The sequence below is a fragment of the Anaerosporobacter mobilis DSM 15930 genome (genome assembly GCF_900142955.1).
Classification (GTDB): Bacteria; Bacillota; Clostridia; order Lachnospirales; family Lachnospiraceae; genus Anaerosporobacter; species Anaerosporobacter mobilis.
Genome location: NZ_FRCP01000025.1, coordinates 73960 through 88391 on the forward strand (window position 1 = coordinate 73960; position 14432 = coordinate 88391).

General features: G+C 33.2%; 17 protein-coding genes. 6 read left to right on the forward strand and 11 right to left on the reverse strand.

Annotated features, from left to right (window positions below):
- Positions 1-1111: 1111 nt before the first annotated feature.
- Genes BUB90_RS21030 through BUB90_RS24515 form a run of 3 tightly spaced genes read left to right on the forward strand, consistent with a single transcriptional unit; the run spans position 1112 to position 2652 of the window.
- Entirely contained in the window at positions 1112-1996 is an 885-nt protein-coding gene (locus BUB90_RS21030) for a toll/interleukin-1 receptor domain-containing protein (RefSeq protein ID WP_073291188.1), read from the forward strand.
- 1 nt (position 1997) lies between these two features.
- Positions 1998-2402 (forward strand): hypothetical protein, encoded by a 405-nt coding sequence (locus tag BUB90_RS21035; RefSeq protein ID WP_073291189.1) that lies wholly within the window; start codon positions 1998-2000, stop codon positions 2400-2402.
- Complete coding sequence (locus BUB90_RS24515; protein ID WP_408605970.1) at positions 2374-2652, forward strand: nucleotidyltransferase domain-containing protein; 279 nt, start codon at positions 2374-2376, stop codon at positions 2650-2652. Before BUB90_RS21035 ends, BUB90_RS24515 begins: the two co-directional genes overlap by 29 nt.
- Before the next feature lie 233 nt (positions 2653-2885).
- Here the strand turns inward: BUB90_RS24515 and BUB90_RS21045 are convergent, their stop codons facing one another.
- From BUB90_RS21045 to BUB90_RS21060, 4 genes are all read right to left on the reverse strand, one after another.
- Entirely contained in the window at positions 2886-3488 is a 603-nt protein-coding gene (locus BUB90_RS21045; RefSeq protein WP_073291191.1) for a restriction endonuclease, read from the reverse strand.
- Positions 3489-3586: 98 nt separating this feature from the next.
- The gene (locus BUB90_RS21050; protein ID WP_073291192.1) at positions 3587-3799 is read right to left on the reverse strand and encodes a helix-turn-helix domain-containing protein; all 213 of its coding nucleotides are present in this window, start codon (positions 3797-3799) and stop codon (positions 3587-3589) included.
- 228 nt (positions 3800-4027) lie between these two features.
- A complete protein-coding gene (locus tag BUB90_RS21055) occupies positions 4028-5488 on the reverse strand; it encodes a HEPN domain-containing protein (RefSeq protein WP_073291193.1) in 1461 nt (486 codons plus the stop codon).
- 45 nt (positions 5489-5533) lie between these two features.
- Positions 5534-5788: a helix-turn-helix domain-containing protein gene (locus BUB90_RS21060; RefSeq protein WP_073291195.1), complete on the reverse strand. Its 255-nt coding sequence runs from the start codon at positions 5786-5788 to the stop codon at positions 5534-5536.
- A 142-nt stretch (positions 5789-5930) separates the two neighbouring features.
- Here BUB90_RS21060 and BUB90_RS21065 point away from each other — a divergent pair, with 142 nt between their 5' ends.
- On the forward strand, positions 5931-6491 hold the full coding sequence (locus BUB90_RS21065) for a hypothetical protein (protein WP_073291197.1): 561 nt from the start codon (positions 5931-5933) through the stop codon (positions 6489-6491).
- Positions 6492-6945: 454 nt separating this feature from the next.
- Here BUB90_RS21065 and BUB90_RS21070 read toward each other — a convergent pair whose 3' ends face one another.
- From BUB90_RS21070 to BUB90_RS21100, 7 genes are all read right to left on the reverse strand, one after another.
- A complete protein-coding gene (locus tag BUB90_RS21070; protein ID WP_456297825.1) occupies positions 6946-8475 on the reverse strand; it encodes a MobA/MobL family protein in 1530 nt (509 codons plus the stop codon).
- Between the two features lie 147 nt (positions 8476-8622).
- The gene (locus BUB90_RS23695; protein WP_073291199.1) at positions 8623-8898 is read right to left on the reverse strand and encodes a hypothetical protein; all 276 of its coding nucleotides are present in this window, start codon (positions 8896-8898) and stop codon (positions 8623-8625) included.
- Positions 8899-9038: 140 nt separating this feature from the next.
- Positions 9039-9272, reverse strand: a complete 234-nt coding sequence (locus tag BUB90_RS21080; RefSeq protein ID WP_073291201.1) for a complexin-2 — start codon at positions 9270-9272, stop codon at positions 9039-9041.
- Positions 9273-9381: 109 nt separating this feature from the next.
- Positions 9382-10362 carry an AAA family ATPase gene (locus BUB90_RS21085; protein ID WP_073291203.1) on the reverse strand — a complete coding sequence of 327 codons (981 nt, stop codon included), beginning with the start codon at positions 10360-10362 and terminating at the stop codon, positions 9382-9384.
- A gap of 138 nt (positions 10363-10500) precedes the next feature.
- Positions 10501-10857, reverse strand: a complete 357-nt coding sequence (locus BUB90_RS21090) for a plasmid mobilization protein (protein WP_073291205.1) — start codon at positions 10855-10857, stop codon at positions 10501-10503.
- Between the two features lie 2 nt (positions 10858-10859).
- Positions 10860-11918 carry a site-specific integrase gene (locus tag BUB90_RS21095; protein ID WP_073291207.1) on the reverse strand — a complete coding sequence of 353 codons (1059 nt, stop codon included), beginning with the start codon at positions 11916-11918 and terminating at the stop codon, positions 10860-10862.
- A 27-nt stretch (positions 11919-11945) separates the two neighbouring features.
- Positions 11946-12137 (reverse strand): ICEBs1 excisionase, encoded by a 192-nt coding sequence (locus BUB90_RS21100; RefSeq protein WP_073291209.1) that lies wholly within the window; start codon positions 12135-12137, stop codon positions 11946-11948.
- Between the two features lie 173 nt (positions 12138-12310).
- Between BUB90_RS21100 and BUB90_RS21105 the strand changes: the two genes are divergently transcribed.
- Both BUB90_RS21105 and BUB90_RS21110 read left to right on the forward strand, forming a co-directional pair.
- On the forward strand, positions 12311-12850 hold the full coding sequence (locus BUB90_RS21105; protein WP_073291212.1) for a helix-turn-helix domain-containing protein: 540 nt from the start codon (positions 12311-12313) through the stop codon (positions 12848-12850).
- Between the two features lie 23 nt (positions 12851-12873).
- Entirely contained in the window at positions 12874-13905 is a 1032-nt protein-coding gene (locus tag BUB90_RS21110; protein ID WP_073291214.1) for a DUF4365 domain-containing protein, read from the forward strand.
- Positions 13906-14432 lie beyond the last annotated feature (527 nt).

Consider the following 14432-nt stretch of genomic DNA (forward strand, 5'->3'; position numbering starts at 1 on the left):
TTCTTAAATTTATTCTCTTGTGCTTCCTTTTATAATACTAACTTAAGCAACTCGGATAATTTCCTATTTAGCATCTTGTGACCATCTTTGTCTGTAAATATGATATATTTTCGGCCCTCCTATCAACTTGTTACTATTCCCTCCTTTCGCTGATATTGATCCGGTCATAAATAGATTGGTTTTACAAAGAATTACTCTCATCTTTTTCACGTCACAATTGAATTCTTCTTTGGAAGAACTGATTACTGATCCAGAACTTGAAACAGCAATATATCCAACAGATATTTAGAAAACTTTGCTTCTGCAAATGACAATGCCATTTCTAATAACAATAGAAACGCATATTCTGAAGATATTTCCTTGCCAAAAGTGATCCCTATGCCAATACAAAGATTCATTTATCACTCTGCTACCTAAGAATGGAATACTTGGGCTTAGCAACGAAAAAAGTCCGGGAACACCCTATTTATAAGGCTTCCCAGACTCGTCGCTACTATTCAAACTCGGGAGCGGATTATGTAATTCATATGATTTTAAGTACACTTTTGTGTTTCTTTTTCATCATATTCTCTGTATTTTTCAATTCAATTTTTCTTATGTAAAATTATTAGAGCCAAAATAGAGCCATGAATACACCGTATAGCTCTATCTGTTTAGTTTCATTGTTCAGCAACATGTTTTCTATTCTGAGTAACTTTATATGCATCACCAATTACCAGTGTTTCAACTAACCTCAACTGCTTATGCCGCTATGGAAGTGCTCCTTTTCGAAAATTCACACCATTTACGAAAGTGTCTTTCCTAACTCGCCCTTATAGGGTCTTTGCATAAATTTTTTATCACATAATACAGCTCATTTATTTTTATTAATATTATTGTTAACAAAAACCATTATTCCATAAATTTGTTAATGTTTTGATTTATTATTATAATCCTATTGGTTATAATAAGGTAAAAAGTAGTGATAAATATGACCATTAGAAAAAAGTCAAATATATTAGAACCCATCAAGACATAGCGCAATGAGAACTTGAAGTTGCCATTGCCTTAGAGGGTAAAAGTTCAGATAATTAAATTCCACAATATGAAACAATGAAAGGATAGCATAACAATGAAAAATATTGAACCTGAGATTGCAATTAGTTATTCACAGGATACCCAAAGTCATATTGAGCAAGTCATATCTTTTGCCAACTTTTTACGTGAAAAAGGATATGCTTGTTTTATGGACATGTTATTAAAACAAAATGAAACTTCTATAGATTTTAATGAAATGATGTTAAAACTTATTCCTGTAGCAAAAAAGGTTATTATTATATTGACTCCTAACTATAAAAAAAAGGCTGAAAATTTTGAGGGCGGTGTAGGAAAAGAATATCGAATTATTAATGATGAAATTTTAAGAATGGATAACAAATATTTACTAGTTACATTTTTGCCACTCTCTACTACTTCTATTTCAACACTTTTACCTCATGGATTAGAAGGACGGGAAATAATTGATTTAAATGAAGATCAAAAAAATGGATTTGAACTACTTTTTTCTAAGTTATCCGACACACCTATTTATTTATTTTCCCCTGTCAATAGCAAAAAAATAAAGACTGCCTCCAAATTGGTAAAACCATTTGAATTAAATCCTTTGAATACCAAAAAAGAAATTTTTGCATGCATAAAAAAAATATTATCAGAAAACAAACAACTGCTAATGCAATATGGACCAAACTCATTAATTGCATTAAGTAATCCCATATCTACTTCTTCTGAAACTTGGATATCAATTAAGGCAAATACAATAATACCCAATAACAATTATATAATCTCACTTCTAGAGGATAATATGAATATTTTGTCACAATATGAATGTGATATTTTCTATAAATTTAAAATACATGCAAATGCGTTTGAAAGAAATCAAATTGAACGACAAGATTCTGAAGCTGTTCCATGTTTTCCTTTAGACTTCGAAAAAATGATTTATAAGGAGGCTGAATAATATGTACGTTGACTACTCTAGATATCCACGCCCAGAGAGTGTCCGTTTTTTTGAAAAGGCTATACCTAATCATTCAGCAACCAAAAGATTAGAAAAAATAGAGAATTACCATTACATAATACACCGTCACGATATGCCCACTTTTGAAGTTGTTGTAACAAACCATTATACTATTGGTCTTTCTGATTACTATGAAATAATGGACGAATATCCAAATATTCAAGGTATTGTAACAATATCTAACTGGAATGGTTATACCAATCAAGCTAAGATGGCTGCAAAAGAACAACATGTAGGAATATTTGTTATGAATGAATTATTAGGAGCATTAACCTGGAATGAACCATATAAGTACATTAAAAAAGATGATGAAGGAAATGCTATTTTCTTTGGAAAATATCGATGATATCGATGTATCTATCTACCTATTTGGCTCGTTTATTTATAAAGAACAAGCTAATGATATAGATATATTAATATTATATGATTCTGGAAAACTTAAAAGAAATTATCAGTTAATATTTTCTATTAAGAACAAAGTAGGTACCTTCTTACAATTTCAATATAATTTACCTATTCATTTTACTACGTTATCATATAATGAGCTTAATGAATGTTCGTCTATCAAAATAGGGGAATATATACTACTATTCTAATTTCACGTATCAGAATTATCACACTCGCAGAAAAGCCCCAGAATCGGCATAAATACGCCATTTCTAGGGCTTACTTACTACTCAAATTCTGGAGTGGAATATGTAATTCTTATGATTTTAGGTACACTTTTGTGTTTCTTTTTCATCATATTATCTGTATTTTTCAATTCAATTTTTCTTGTCTAAAATTATTAGAGCCACTATTTTATCCACAAAACCCTGTTTTACCCTTATTATTCAAATTTGTATTTATATTTTTCTACAATTTTCTTCTGTGTATTCCTTACAAACTGCTCTGATGGATATATCTTTATTGATGGGAAGTCATACTCATCCCATTCATACGCATAAAATTGGGGCATATGAAGAAATAATTCCTTTTCCATTTTATACATTATGTCTTTCTTAACTTCAACAGAATTTTGAATATGTATAACATCTTTGTCAATAATTTGTAGTAATGTTATTCCATGTTCTTTCGCATATTTAATAGCTCCACTCTGAAATCCCGATGTTGATATTAGAATCCCTTTTTGTGCACCAATGCTTTTCACTTTATCTGCTAATACAACTATTTTTTCACGCTCTATCGAATTCTTATAACGCTTACATTCTGTAATAACTCTAAATTTGACATTTAAAGCTGTGAATTCAGCATATATATCTATTTGGTATATTCCATCACATGATTCAATTTTTTTATCATGTATAATCGAAAATTCTTTCAAATTCTCCTTTTCAGCATAACATTTCAAAATATTAAAGCAATATTTTTCAAACTCTATTGGTGAAATATTAGCTACAATTCCCCTATATAGATTAACAAAATCTGTCATATGCTAACTCCTATTAACCTTCAATATAATTTCTTTCGCTGAATTTCTGATAATATTCATCATTCAATCTCCACTCAATATACTTTCACTAAAATCATTTATATTTTCTTCCCACTATCCCTCAAAGTAAAAATCCCATCATATTCACAATCCAACGCCTCTGCTATCTCACGTAATTCTTTTTCTGAAAAATTATCACGTGCTAATTTATTACTAAGGTTATTACCATTAGTCCTAATTTTTTCTGCCAACTCTTTAATTGTCATATCTCTTTCAAAAAGTACAGTCCTGATTTTTTTAGTCATTGTCATATTATAAACCTCTATTCATACACTTGAATTATATACCAGATATTTGTTTTTCAGTAATAGGAAGTTCATAACTTCGCATTGCTCATTGTTGCAAAAAATCAATTATTTTTTACCATTCCATTACACAATCCATTTTGAATCTACTTTTTTCAAAGGTAATATTTTTAACATATATGAACCTCCATTAATATAAATAATCTACAATTACAATAATTGAATTAATCAGACTTATACATCATACCCCCACATTGCAGAATCAAATTCACCCATATTATCCTCTAAATCATAGCTCTCAATTTCAATTCCAAATATCTTCTCATAATAGTCCCGAAACCTTCGTTCAAAAAACAATCTTTTCCTTATTATGCTTGTTTCCATCCCCATATTGCTCAGAATTAGAATTCTAAAAAAAGTTTTATAACAATAATTAATTACACTCATTTCATCAGAAGTAAGCTGAGGTTCAAGTTCCTTGGAGGCATGTGTATATACATCACGATCATTAATAATTCTGTCAATTACTTCCTTGCTTGTATCTCGTGCTTTTGTTTTCGAAATATCTGAAATAAGTTTCATACTATCATATGTAAACGTATTTAAACATTTTCGAAAATTTTGTCCATTATATGTGGTATATTTTTTAACAAAATTTTGGTCATTCGTTTCCAGTATAGATATTATTCGATCTTTTTGTTCATCAAATCTACGCTGTTCTTCTTCATCAACTTTAGCTCGCTGATATCCTTCTACCACTTGCATTATCTTCAAAAACTTGTTATATGTATTAAGATTTATTTCTTCATCCAATAATATCTGTTTATATGCCTTAAACGCTAAATTATTCTCTTGTTCTAAAATCAAGAATTTGTCAATCGCTTGTTCTATACTCTGTCCAAAATCTGATGCTTTAAACAAACTTTTTCTTAAATAAGATCTAGTGTCTATCCAATTGTTCATATGTGAAAGTTCACTTTTAGAAAAATTACTAGCTCCAATATATTCAAATGAGCTATTTTTTAAGTTTAAATATGCCTCCAACACTGTAATAGTTTCTCCAGATAAAATTTCAAAAAATAAAATTACTTTTCTTAACAGTTGTTTTATTTCATCTAATGATTTTTCACTTCCATCATCGAACTGTATTTTGCCATACATAGATATATTCATACCTTCACGCTTTTTCTTAATTATAGGTGCAACGAAACAGGAAAAACCTCGTCCTGCAAATTTATACTTTACATCTCCTGATATATTCATATCTATCTTCGATAAATAATTATCTTTATTTTCAATTACAAAAGGGTAAAGCCCTAACATTTCAATACATTCCGTTATCTCACATGAAAATCCATCAAATGCAATTTCAACTCCTGCTTTAGGAACATACCCCACTAGTAATGTGGAAGACCTATAACTCAATGTTATCCCTGTCTCCAAATCCCTATTGTTGCAATGCCTAAACGATTTTTCTAGCAAATAACTTGTAATAACTGTCAAATACTCTCCATCTATTTTCATGATAATTACTACCTTTTCTTTATCTTTTATTAAACTATAGCAATTTCTTTCGACATCCTTTATTATAATCTTTGTAGTATACGTTTCATCTATACTTAATTCTGAAAGAAAATTGACATCTATCCCATCAATCTTAACCACTCTGCAACCGTATATAGTATTATTTTGCATTTTCAAAATTTTTCACTCCATTCATATATAACACCTCAATCTATATTATCTTTCATCTTCTAATAAAATTTTATATTCTACCTTCAACACTTTTGCAATTCCCTTAAGTTCAATATCTGTCACAAATCTTTGTCCACTCTCTATTCTTTGAATTGCATTCTTATCCAAGTCCAAACCTTCAATCTGTAGCATATCTGCTAACTTCTTTTGTGATGTTGTTTCTGGAAGTGACTCTCTAATCTCTTTGATTTTCTTACCACAAATATTATTCAATCCATTTTCAGCACGATTTTTATACATATTAACACCCCATTTAAACATTTTTGACATTTAGTAATTGTCAATATTAAGATTATATGTTAAAATAGATTACAATTTGACATTCACCAGATGTCAATCATTATTGAATTTCTTATAATTATGGTTAGAAAGGAGATTTTTTATGCACAACAAGTTGCTCAATGAAAAATTCAACTGCAAACTTAATAAGATTAAAGAAAAAACCTTATTTGAATTAGTCGAAAAAGACCAAAACTATCAGTTACTTACCACTGAACTAGATCATGTTGAAGAAAAATATCTTTCTCTTAATCTCTCCGACGAGCAAAAAGCCTTTATTGACTACTATCTTTCACTAAATGATTCCTTCCATATGAAATACAACACACTAAATTATTTAGCTGGTTTAATTGACGGGCAGAAATTAGGAGCTTTCATTCCTACTAATGACACCAATACTACTACCAAAGCAAAGAATATTCTTAAATTCTACAACGTTCATCACCCATCTATCGAATGTTATCTGTCCACGGAAACATCGGAATTCTGGAAAGAATTTCACAAAGAAGAAGAGGCTTTTTCTTCTACTCTCACATCTGAACAGGTAATCAAATTCAGAGAGCTTTCAGCCAAACGATTAGAGGGAATCGGATATAGCATGGCTGATTCCTTTGCATATGGTTTTCAATCATGTTCAAAACTTCTAAATCTACTATTTGATTAGTAAGACACCTGCATAGCCTTTTTTTTCTGCTATACAGGTGCTTTACTCTTAAAGAATCTCCTTGCAAACTTCATTCTTAATTCATGTGTTTTTTCTAGAATCAGACTACTTTCTTTATCTTTTGAACTAAACCCTTGCACATATTCATATGCCTTTATCTTCTTTTTCCTTGTATTGTTTCAAATAGAGAATATAAATCTTAGTACAGTTATCTATTTCACAATTCAAAGCGTACTACAAAACATTTCATCAAAGAAAAACCTTTATTTCCCCAACAAAAAACACAGCAATGTTACTCTAAAACATAACATCGCTGTGTTTTCCATCTATAAAACATACAATTAAAGTATAGTATATTACTTTCTATGTATCACCTCTTAATTTCATTCTTACCTCAAATCTCGCACCACTGGTGCGACAAATCCAATAATCTATACATTCCTTTTATCCTACATTATCTTGCCCTTCTCCCTCTAACTCTTGAATGATTATCAATTCGTTGTGTACCATTATCCAGTTCCTTTTCTTGTTCTCTATAAAACTCCTGTCGTTCACTTATAATATCTGTTTCTCTTCTTGTTGCATATTTCTTTTTCCAATCATCAAACGCCCTTTGGTAATCCGCATACTCTGCCTTTGCTGTAGAATACTCTGTCAGAAATTCCTTTATGTTCTTATATCCATGATTACGTACAATACTTGAAAAATACTGTTTCATACTATCAATCTGCCTCTTTAATCCGTCAATCTGTTCCTGCAACTCCTTGCGTTGTCTGCCTTTAAAAATCCCTTTTGTACCCGCTAGTTCCTGCTCCACTCTATTAAGCTGTTGCTCTCTTTGAAAGATTGCTGTATTCTGTGTTTTCAGCTTTTCATTTATTTCAGAAAGTGATACATATTTCTTTGCTAACGGTGTCATTCTAGGCTTTTCTGGAATTGGCATTCTTTCAGCTGATTCCACCCTTGTTCGCTCACTTACTGTTGAATCACTCTGTTGTGTAACTAAATTCTGTTGTTCCATCACAACTAACTTCTTTCTCTGCACTTTCTCTTTATTTAAGTTCTGGTATACTAGATTAATAATCTTTGTAATCATACGTTCCAATATAGCAATTGCCATTAAAATAATTGTTGCAAATAATTGAGGCTGACTTCCAAACTGTTCGAATGACTCTTTCGTCTTTCTTGATATTTCAGTATTTTTCACCTGCAAAACCTGTTTCTCTGGTATTCCGCTCAAAAAAGCTCTGTCTACTGTCTGATTCCACTTCTTACGCATTTCATTATCTGCCACCATTTGTTCTGTCTTGGGGTTTTTTTTGCCAATCTTTTTCATGGGCAGATGCGCTCCATTCTTATCAAAAACTTGTAATTGTTCCTTACTATCTTTCACATAAATATTGATTAACTCTGTATAAGAGTGTTTCACTTCTTCCAAAAATTCCTCGCTTTTAAATTGAGTATCCTTTACTCCAAATATCTTACGCTCGTACACTTCACCCTTTTGGATAATTTTACAGCCAACTCGTAACTGTCCATTTTCACCAGTAATCTCTTTTTTTGTGCGGACATGCTTTCCGTTTTCATCATAAAACATATTTCTCGTTGCAACCTTTTCGATTGGTTCATCAAGCAATCTCCGTTCTGAGAAAAGCAAATGAATATGATAGTTTGTCTTGCGTTTGTTGTGATGCAGAGCAGAAATACATTCAACACCATACTTTTGTTTGAAATGTTTCGTAAATACTTTCAATAACATATCTGGCTGATACTCCACAAAACTTTCTGGCAATGCAATAATCAATTCTCTTGCCTCTATGCACTTACCTTTCGTTTCACTTTTTGAAAAATCCTCTTGATTACATTTGGCAAGTTCTCTCCAAAACTTTCTGTCTGTAGTTTCATATACGGCATACAAATTCTCCTGTCTTATATGACTGGAAATATAATTTATTCTGCCTTTTAGATTTGTCAGCTTGGACATTTGAATAAATGAATTTCTTGCGATAGGCACTTCCTCCCTTACTTCATCATGGCACTTAGCTCGATGCAATCGCGAAATATCCTAATGCATAAACGAAGTTTGTGCGATGGGTGTATTTCGCTCTCAAACGCCGAGGGCTTTATACTGTCAGTTCTCTGCCTTTGGATTGCCACGACATTCTCTTTTATTTTGGACGTATCCGTCCACTTCTTCTGCTCGTTTCCGCGCCACTTTTTCAATAACTGACACCAAAGTGTCTATCGTGCATTCCTCCCAACCAGCAAGCCATATCAACGTCTTTTCCTCTGCACTCGTTAATTCAATATCTCCCAGAACTGTATTCATTTTTTCAATCATTCTGGTTTCAAATCTATAGTAACTATCACTCACATTCCGGCTTCCATACTTGGGTTGTATAATCATATTCTGCCTCCTGTCTTTTCAAAGCGTTGTACATTCAACATATCCTTTATTGAAACTTTATGTTTCACATTCAACATTTCTCCTTGTCTACATAACGCAAATGCGTAACACGCCGTTGCTACTAGCGGTTAAGAAAGAATTTACCAACGGAAACTCTCTGACACTCCACGTCTATCCAAATATTCCTTTCTAGCCTTTTCCTTTTCTTCTGTTGTTGGTGCTGTTTTATATTTGGAATATAATTCACGCATAACTATCGCATCCATCTTATCCGTCAATCCCTTTTTAATTTCTGGTAATCTATCTTCCATATCAAGCAAGTGATACTTTACAAGGTCAAAAAATAATTGTTCTGGTATCTGTACCTGTTTCATTTTTCCTATCTCCTTTTCAAGACCGCAACAATGTAATGTCTATAGTTTTTGCAACCTTGCAATGTTCATCTCCGCAAATTCTATATAGTCTGCATTGTTGCGTTCTTCTCTACTGTGACTTTATTTTATCTAGTTCCCAATACCAAGAATTATTAATTTTCTTAGCTCTGATACACATTTCTTTCTTTGCATTTTCCAATGTTCTCTTTGAAATACCTTCTTTATCAGCAAGATTAAAAATTTCATTGCTCTGCATAATACGATTGGTTTCTGCTAATTCTTGAAGTAATTGTTTTGCCTGTTCCAATTTATTTACCTTTGGTGCGAATCCCCCTAGCAATTCATCTGCTGTAATCTCATAATCTCCTCCCCAATGAAAACCTCCATCTTCTAATTCAAACGCCTTGGAATGTCCAAAAGGGGCAAGATTATTTTTTATCTGTACAACGGCTCTGGTATTAAGCTGACCTTCCACTCTGCCAACAAGCAGAACACTTCTTGCTACTGCAAAGAAATCAATAGACCCCATGCCTCTATATGCCGCCTTATTTCCTGCGGCTTTATTCATGTGACCGATAAGAAGAATGGCACATTTATATTTTTCTGCCAGAAGTCCCAACTTCTTTGTCATGTCCCTTGCCTCATTGGCTCGGTTCATATCCATTCCACCACCCAGATAGGCTTGTATTGGGTCTAAAATAAGTAATCGTGCATTGGTCTTTAGAATCGCCTCTTCCAATCTTTCATCCACCATAGAAAGCGACTTTTCACTTTCGTCAATGACTGCAATTCTTTCGCAATCTGCTCCTGCGGTTTCAAGTCTTGGCTTGACCGTATCTGCCAGTCCATCTTCTGCAGTCTGATAAATAATATTCATGGGTTCGGACACTTGCATCGTTTCATCAATACCTATTCCATTTGATAATTTAGAGGCTATATTTAAAACCAATGTGGTCTTTCCCTCCCCTGGGTCTCCTTGAATAATTGTCAGCTTTCCGTATGGAATAAATGGATACCACAGCCACTCTATTTCCTGTGACTGCACTTCTGACATTCTGATTAGTTTTAATTCTGTTTTCTGTTCTTCCATGAAGTCCTCCATTCGTAAAAATCTCATTGATACTCTGGAAAACCTCTGCTATACTTGTCTTGTGAATACATAGATAACAGAGATTTTACCAGTTATCACAAGTCCTAACAGTTACCGCTGTTGGGGCTTATTTCTTTATTAGGCTCCTGTTTCCTGCCACAGATATTTTGCACCATCTAACAACCATAGAATGGCTTTGAGCATATCCAAACAATCGTTCCTCATTTGCTTAAGTCCCTCGTCTGACAATGTGACTTCCTGCTGTTCAAACTGACTTACAACGTCTGTAATATTACCCTGCATAATCTGCAACTCCTCAACCAACTGATAAATCACTTCCTTTTTTCCAACTACGCATACTTTGTTATAGATACAGGAACGTATAAAATAATCTTTCTTCTGCATTCCACTGGCTGTAATCTTTGCCTCAATTTCATCACGCTCTCTTGGAGATATACGAAAACTGATTGTTGGATATTTGTGTACTCCACTCATGATTACGCCTCCTTTCCATTGGCAATCTCCAACTGGTCTGCCAATTCTGCCTGTTTGTTAGGATATAAATGTGAATAGGTATTTAATGTGGTTTCAATCTTCTCATGACCTAATCTCTCTGCAATTGCCAATGGCTGAAATCCCATCTCTACAAGTAATGAGGCATGGGAATGCCTTAAATCATGCAATCTAATTCGTTTTACACCTGTTTTTTTGATTCCTCTTACCATCTCATGTTCCATAAGCGACTTTGTAAATCGAAACATTCTTTCCTTTGATGTAATTCCATATAACATACTGCAATACTCACTTAACTCTTCTGCTAAAAACAGTGGAATTGTCACTTTACGATTGCTTTTTGGTGTCTTAGGCGGTGTAATCATATCCTTGCCATTGATACGCTGATATGACTTGTTAATTGTGATAATCTGCTTGTCCAAATTAATATCATCATACGTGAGAGCAAGCAATTCCCCTATTCTCATGCCTGTCCAATACAGAAGGAGAAACGCCATTCTTGCCTCTGGCTTTTCAGTTATAGCGGGAAGAAACTCTTTGAACTCCTGCTTTGTCCAGAAATCCATTTCTTCTGCTCTGCTCTTTCCAATACTTCCTGCCTTTCTGCAAGGATTATCTCTCAAATCGTAATACTTAACTGCATAATTGAAAAGTGCTGCCAATTGGTTGTTTATACTCTTTAAATAAGTGGCTGCGTATCCCTTTTTTATCAAGATATTCTGCCATGCTCTAATATCAGAAGTTTTAATCTCACATATCTTCTTGTTTTTGAAATATGGTGTTACTTTCAAATCAAACACGTACCTTTTATTGATAATCGTACTTTCTCGCAAGCGGTTTTCCATATCTTGAAAATAAATCTCAACAAAATTTTCAAAGTTAATATCTAAGTCCTTTTGCTGTTGCTGACGGAAATTTCTTTCCCACTCATCTGCCTCTCCTTTAGTCTTGAACCCCCTCTTATTCTTCTTATGGCGTATTCCCTGCCAATCCTCATAATAAAATTGGCTACGCCACAGCTTACCGTCCCTTGTAGCTGGCACTCTATCAACTCCCTTCTCTTATCTCGCTTATGCCAATACCATTCCATAGAATTTTTCCTGAAAATATTTCATTGGGACTTTTCCCGAAATCACTCTGAAACCCTTTGATTCCAACTCGTTATTTAATCCACGAATCACTTTATATGCATATCCTCTGGATACTCCAAGAAGTTCTGCAACTTCATCTGCGGTAATGTACATTTTCATCGTATTCTCCATATTGTTTTCTCCTTTCTTGGTTTGTCTTTGGTACACAAAAGTGTTCTTTCGTAATTCGTATTATACAGTACACTTTTGTGTCCGTCAAGTACTTCTAAAAACTTTTTATACACAAATGTGTCCTTATATGATAGAATACAAATATTAAATGATAAAACATGGAGGATAATGATATGACCACTGGTGAGAAAATCAGATATTTTAGAAAAATGCGTGGAATATCGCAAGAATTTCTTGGACGTTTATCTGGCATCAATTCTGCCACAATCAAAAAATATGAATCTGGTATCCGTAATCCGAAACCAGACCAGTTACTTAAGATAGCAAATGCACTAGGTATCAGCATTAACCTTTTTATGGACTTCGACATAAGCACGGTATCCGATGTACTTTCTTTACTGTTTAAAATGGATGAACAAGTAGATATGAACTTTGAGGCAGAGAAAGATGCGAACGGTAACTATATCCCTTCCACAATGAAAATATCGTTTAAAAGTTATGCAATCAATGACAAACTATGCACTTACTTAAAGGTAAAGAAATTGCAGGAAAGTATAGAGAACGACAACCATGGATATAGTGATAAAGAACAACATCAGAAAGACATAGATGAAACGACAAGCAATATAGAAGAAATCAAGAATCATCTAGTAGATGATAATATAGTTGTGAAGAAGGGAACTACTGGAATTACTGTAAAGATGCTGCCATAATAAATTCATAAGGAGGAAAAGCAATGACACAATTACCAACTTACAGCATAAATAAAATGAAAGGCAATAAAGCTACAGATATACTAAAAAAAATACTTGGTCAATTTTCTATTGTAAATCCAATAGATGAATCCGTCGATTTGGGTATTGATATGCGCGCACAGATAATTAATAATTTCAAACCAGAGCCCCTTCTTTTCAACATTCAGTGTAAAGGCAAAGACAGTCTATCAACAGATTGTATTAAAGACGGTTATTTCTCAGTTCCAATAAAGCTATCAACTATAAATTATTGGAGACAACAAAACGATACTACTATCCTCTTCGTTGTTGATAATGAAACGGAAAACTGTTACTGGTGTGATCCAATTTCGCAAATTGGAAATAACATTTCAAAAATCCAAGAACAACAAAGTGTTACTATACATATACCTTTATCAGAATATATCAATTCTTCTTATATTCAATGTCCACCAAACCTAATCAAATGCATCCTCCTATTCATGGTAAATCAAATAGAAAGTATAAATCATAATATATCAAACTTAAAAGATGGTACTCTATCATCATATCCATTTGATGTTGAAACTTCTGTTTATCTGTTAAAGAAAATTAATGAAGGTGCTCAACATATTTCCGAAAGCTACCAAACAATATGTGAAACCATAGTTTCTAGTATCAGACAACAAATGTATGAAGCATACGACTATGCGTATCAATTAGAAACACTTGATCCAGTGATAGTGCATAAATGGTGTCGAGACGGTGTACGCAAAGAAAAAGGATTTACCGCCAACCGTAAATCTTTAGAAAATTTAAAAATGGATTCAGATAACATTATTGACGCTTTTCTTGCTGACAAAAACAATACAGATATGTTAGATGCACTAGTAGACTGTGATAAAGAAGTTGAAGATTTGCTTAATAATATAGGGGCTTTTCTATATGAAATGGCATGTGAAGACAATCCATTCGGAGATAATTCTAAATTATATAATAAAATATGGAACCACCACTGGAAATATCATAAAAATCATAATGATTTCTCTAGTTAACCTACATTATTCCTCTAACAAACAGAGCCAAACTAGAGCCACAAACCACAAAGAAACCTCGGAAACCCTTATAAAATGGGCATCCGAGGCTTTCTGTCCTGTCATCGGGTAACTCTCTTTCGCCTCGTAGGGGCAATTTCATTTATCCACCAACGAGGTCTATCTTCATTGCAGTTATCCACAATAATCTTCAAAGATTGCGTTTTTCGTTCATAATTTCTTCTATCTTTTTTCTTCTCTTTTCTTCCTCTTTTTCTGTTCTTTCTTCTTTCTCTCAAGGAAGTCATAAGAGCTGGGATGCTTGATTTTTCTGTATTTCTTCAGGGATTTTTCTAATGTTTAATTTTAGAAGCGTTGCGTGGTCTGGTCTGAAATGGGTAAAAAAACAGACCTGAGACGGGGCGGTTTAATGCCCTATCTAGGTCTGAATGCGAAGATGATTTCGCGGTATTTTCTATTTCATTTTCTACTGTCGACGAGGATAAACGGGGTTGCCTCAACGATGAGATGGGGTACCTCGGGACATG

Excerpts from the sequence above, each read along its gene's own strand:
- BUB90_RS21030 (WP_073291188.1), top strand. The coding sequence starts at position 1,112 with ATGAAAAATATTGAACCTGAGATTGCAATTAGTTATTCACAGGATACC.
- BUB90_RS21035 (WP_073291189.1), top strand. The coding sequence starts at position 1,998 with ATGTACGTTGACTACTCTAGATATCCACGCCCAGAGAGTGTCCGTTTT.
- BUB90_RS24515 (WP_408605970.1), top strand. The coding sequence starts at position 2,374 with ATGCTATTTTCTTTGGAAAATATCGATGATATCGATGTATCTATCTAC.
- BUB90_RS21045 (WP_073291191.1), bottom strand. The coding sequence starts at position 3,488 with ATGACAGATTTTGTTAATCTATATAGGGGAATTGTAGCTAATATTTCA.
- BUB90_RS21050 (WP_073291192.1), bottom strand. The coding sequence starts at position 3,799 with ATGACAATGACTAAAAAAATCAGGACTGTACTTTTTGAAAGAGATATG.
- BUB90_RS21055 (WP_073291193.1), bottom strand. The coding sequence starts at position 5,488 with ATGCAAAATAATACTATATACGGTTGCAGAGTGGTTAAGATTGATGGG.
- BUB90_RS21060 (WP_073291195.1), bottom strand. The coding sequence starts at position 5,788 with ATGTATAAAAATCGTGCTGAAAATGGATTGAATAATATTTGTGGTAAG.
- BUB90_RS21065 (WP_073291197.1), top strand. The coding sequence starts at position 5,931 with ATGCACAACAAGTTGCTCAATGAAAAATTCAACTGCAAACTTAATAAG.
- BUB90_RS21070 (WP_456297825.1), bottom strand. The coding sequence starts at position 8,475 with ATGTCCAAGCTGACAAATCTAAAAGGCAGAATAAATTATATTTCCAGT.
- BUB90_RS23695 (WP_073291199.1), bottom strand. The coding sequence starts at position 8,898 with ATGATTATACAACCCAAGTATGGAAGCCGGAATGTGAGTGATAGTTAC.
- BUB90_RS21080 (WP_073291201.1), bottom strand. The coding sequence starts at position 9,272 with ATGAAACAGGTACAGATACCAGAACAATTATTTTTTGACCTTGTAAAG.
- BUB90_RS21085 (WP_073291203.1), bottom strand. The coding sequence starts at position 10,362 with ATGGAAGAACAGAAAACAGAATTAAAACTAATCAGAATGTCAGAAGTG.
- BUB90_RS21090 (WP_073291205.1), bottom strand. The coding sequence starts at position 10,857 with ATGAGTGGAGTACACAAATATCCAACAATCAGTTTTCGTATATCTCCA.
- BUB90_RS21100 (WP_073291209.1), bottom strand. The coding sequence starts at position 12,137 with ATGGAGAATACGATGAAAATGTACATTACCGCAGATGAAGTTGCAGAA.
- BUB90_RS21105 (WP_073291212.1), top strand. The coding sequence starts at position 12,311 with ATGACCACTGGTGAGAAAATCAGATATTTTAGAAAAATGCGTGGAATA.
- BUB90_RS21110 (WP_073291214.1), top strand. The coding sequence starts at position 12,874 with ATGACACAATTACCAACTTACAGCATAAATAAAATGAAAGGCAATAAA.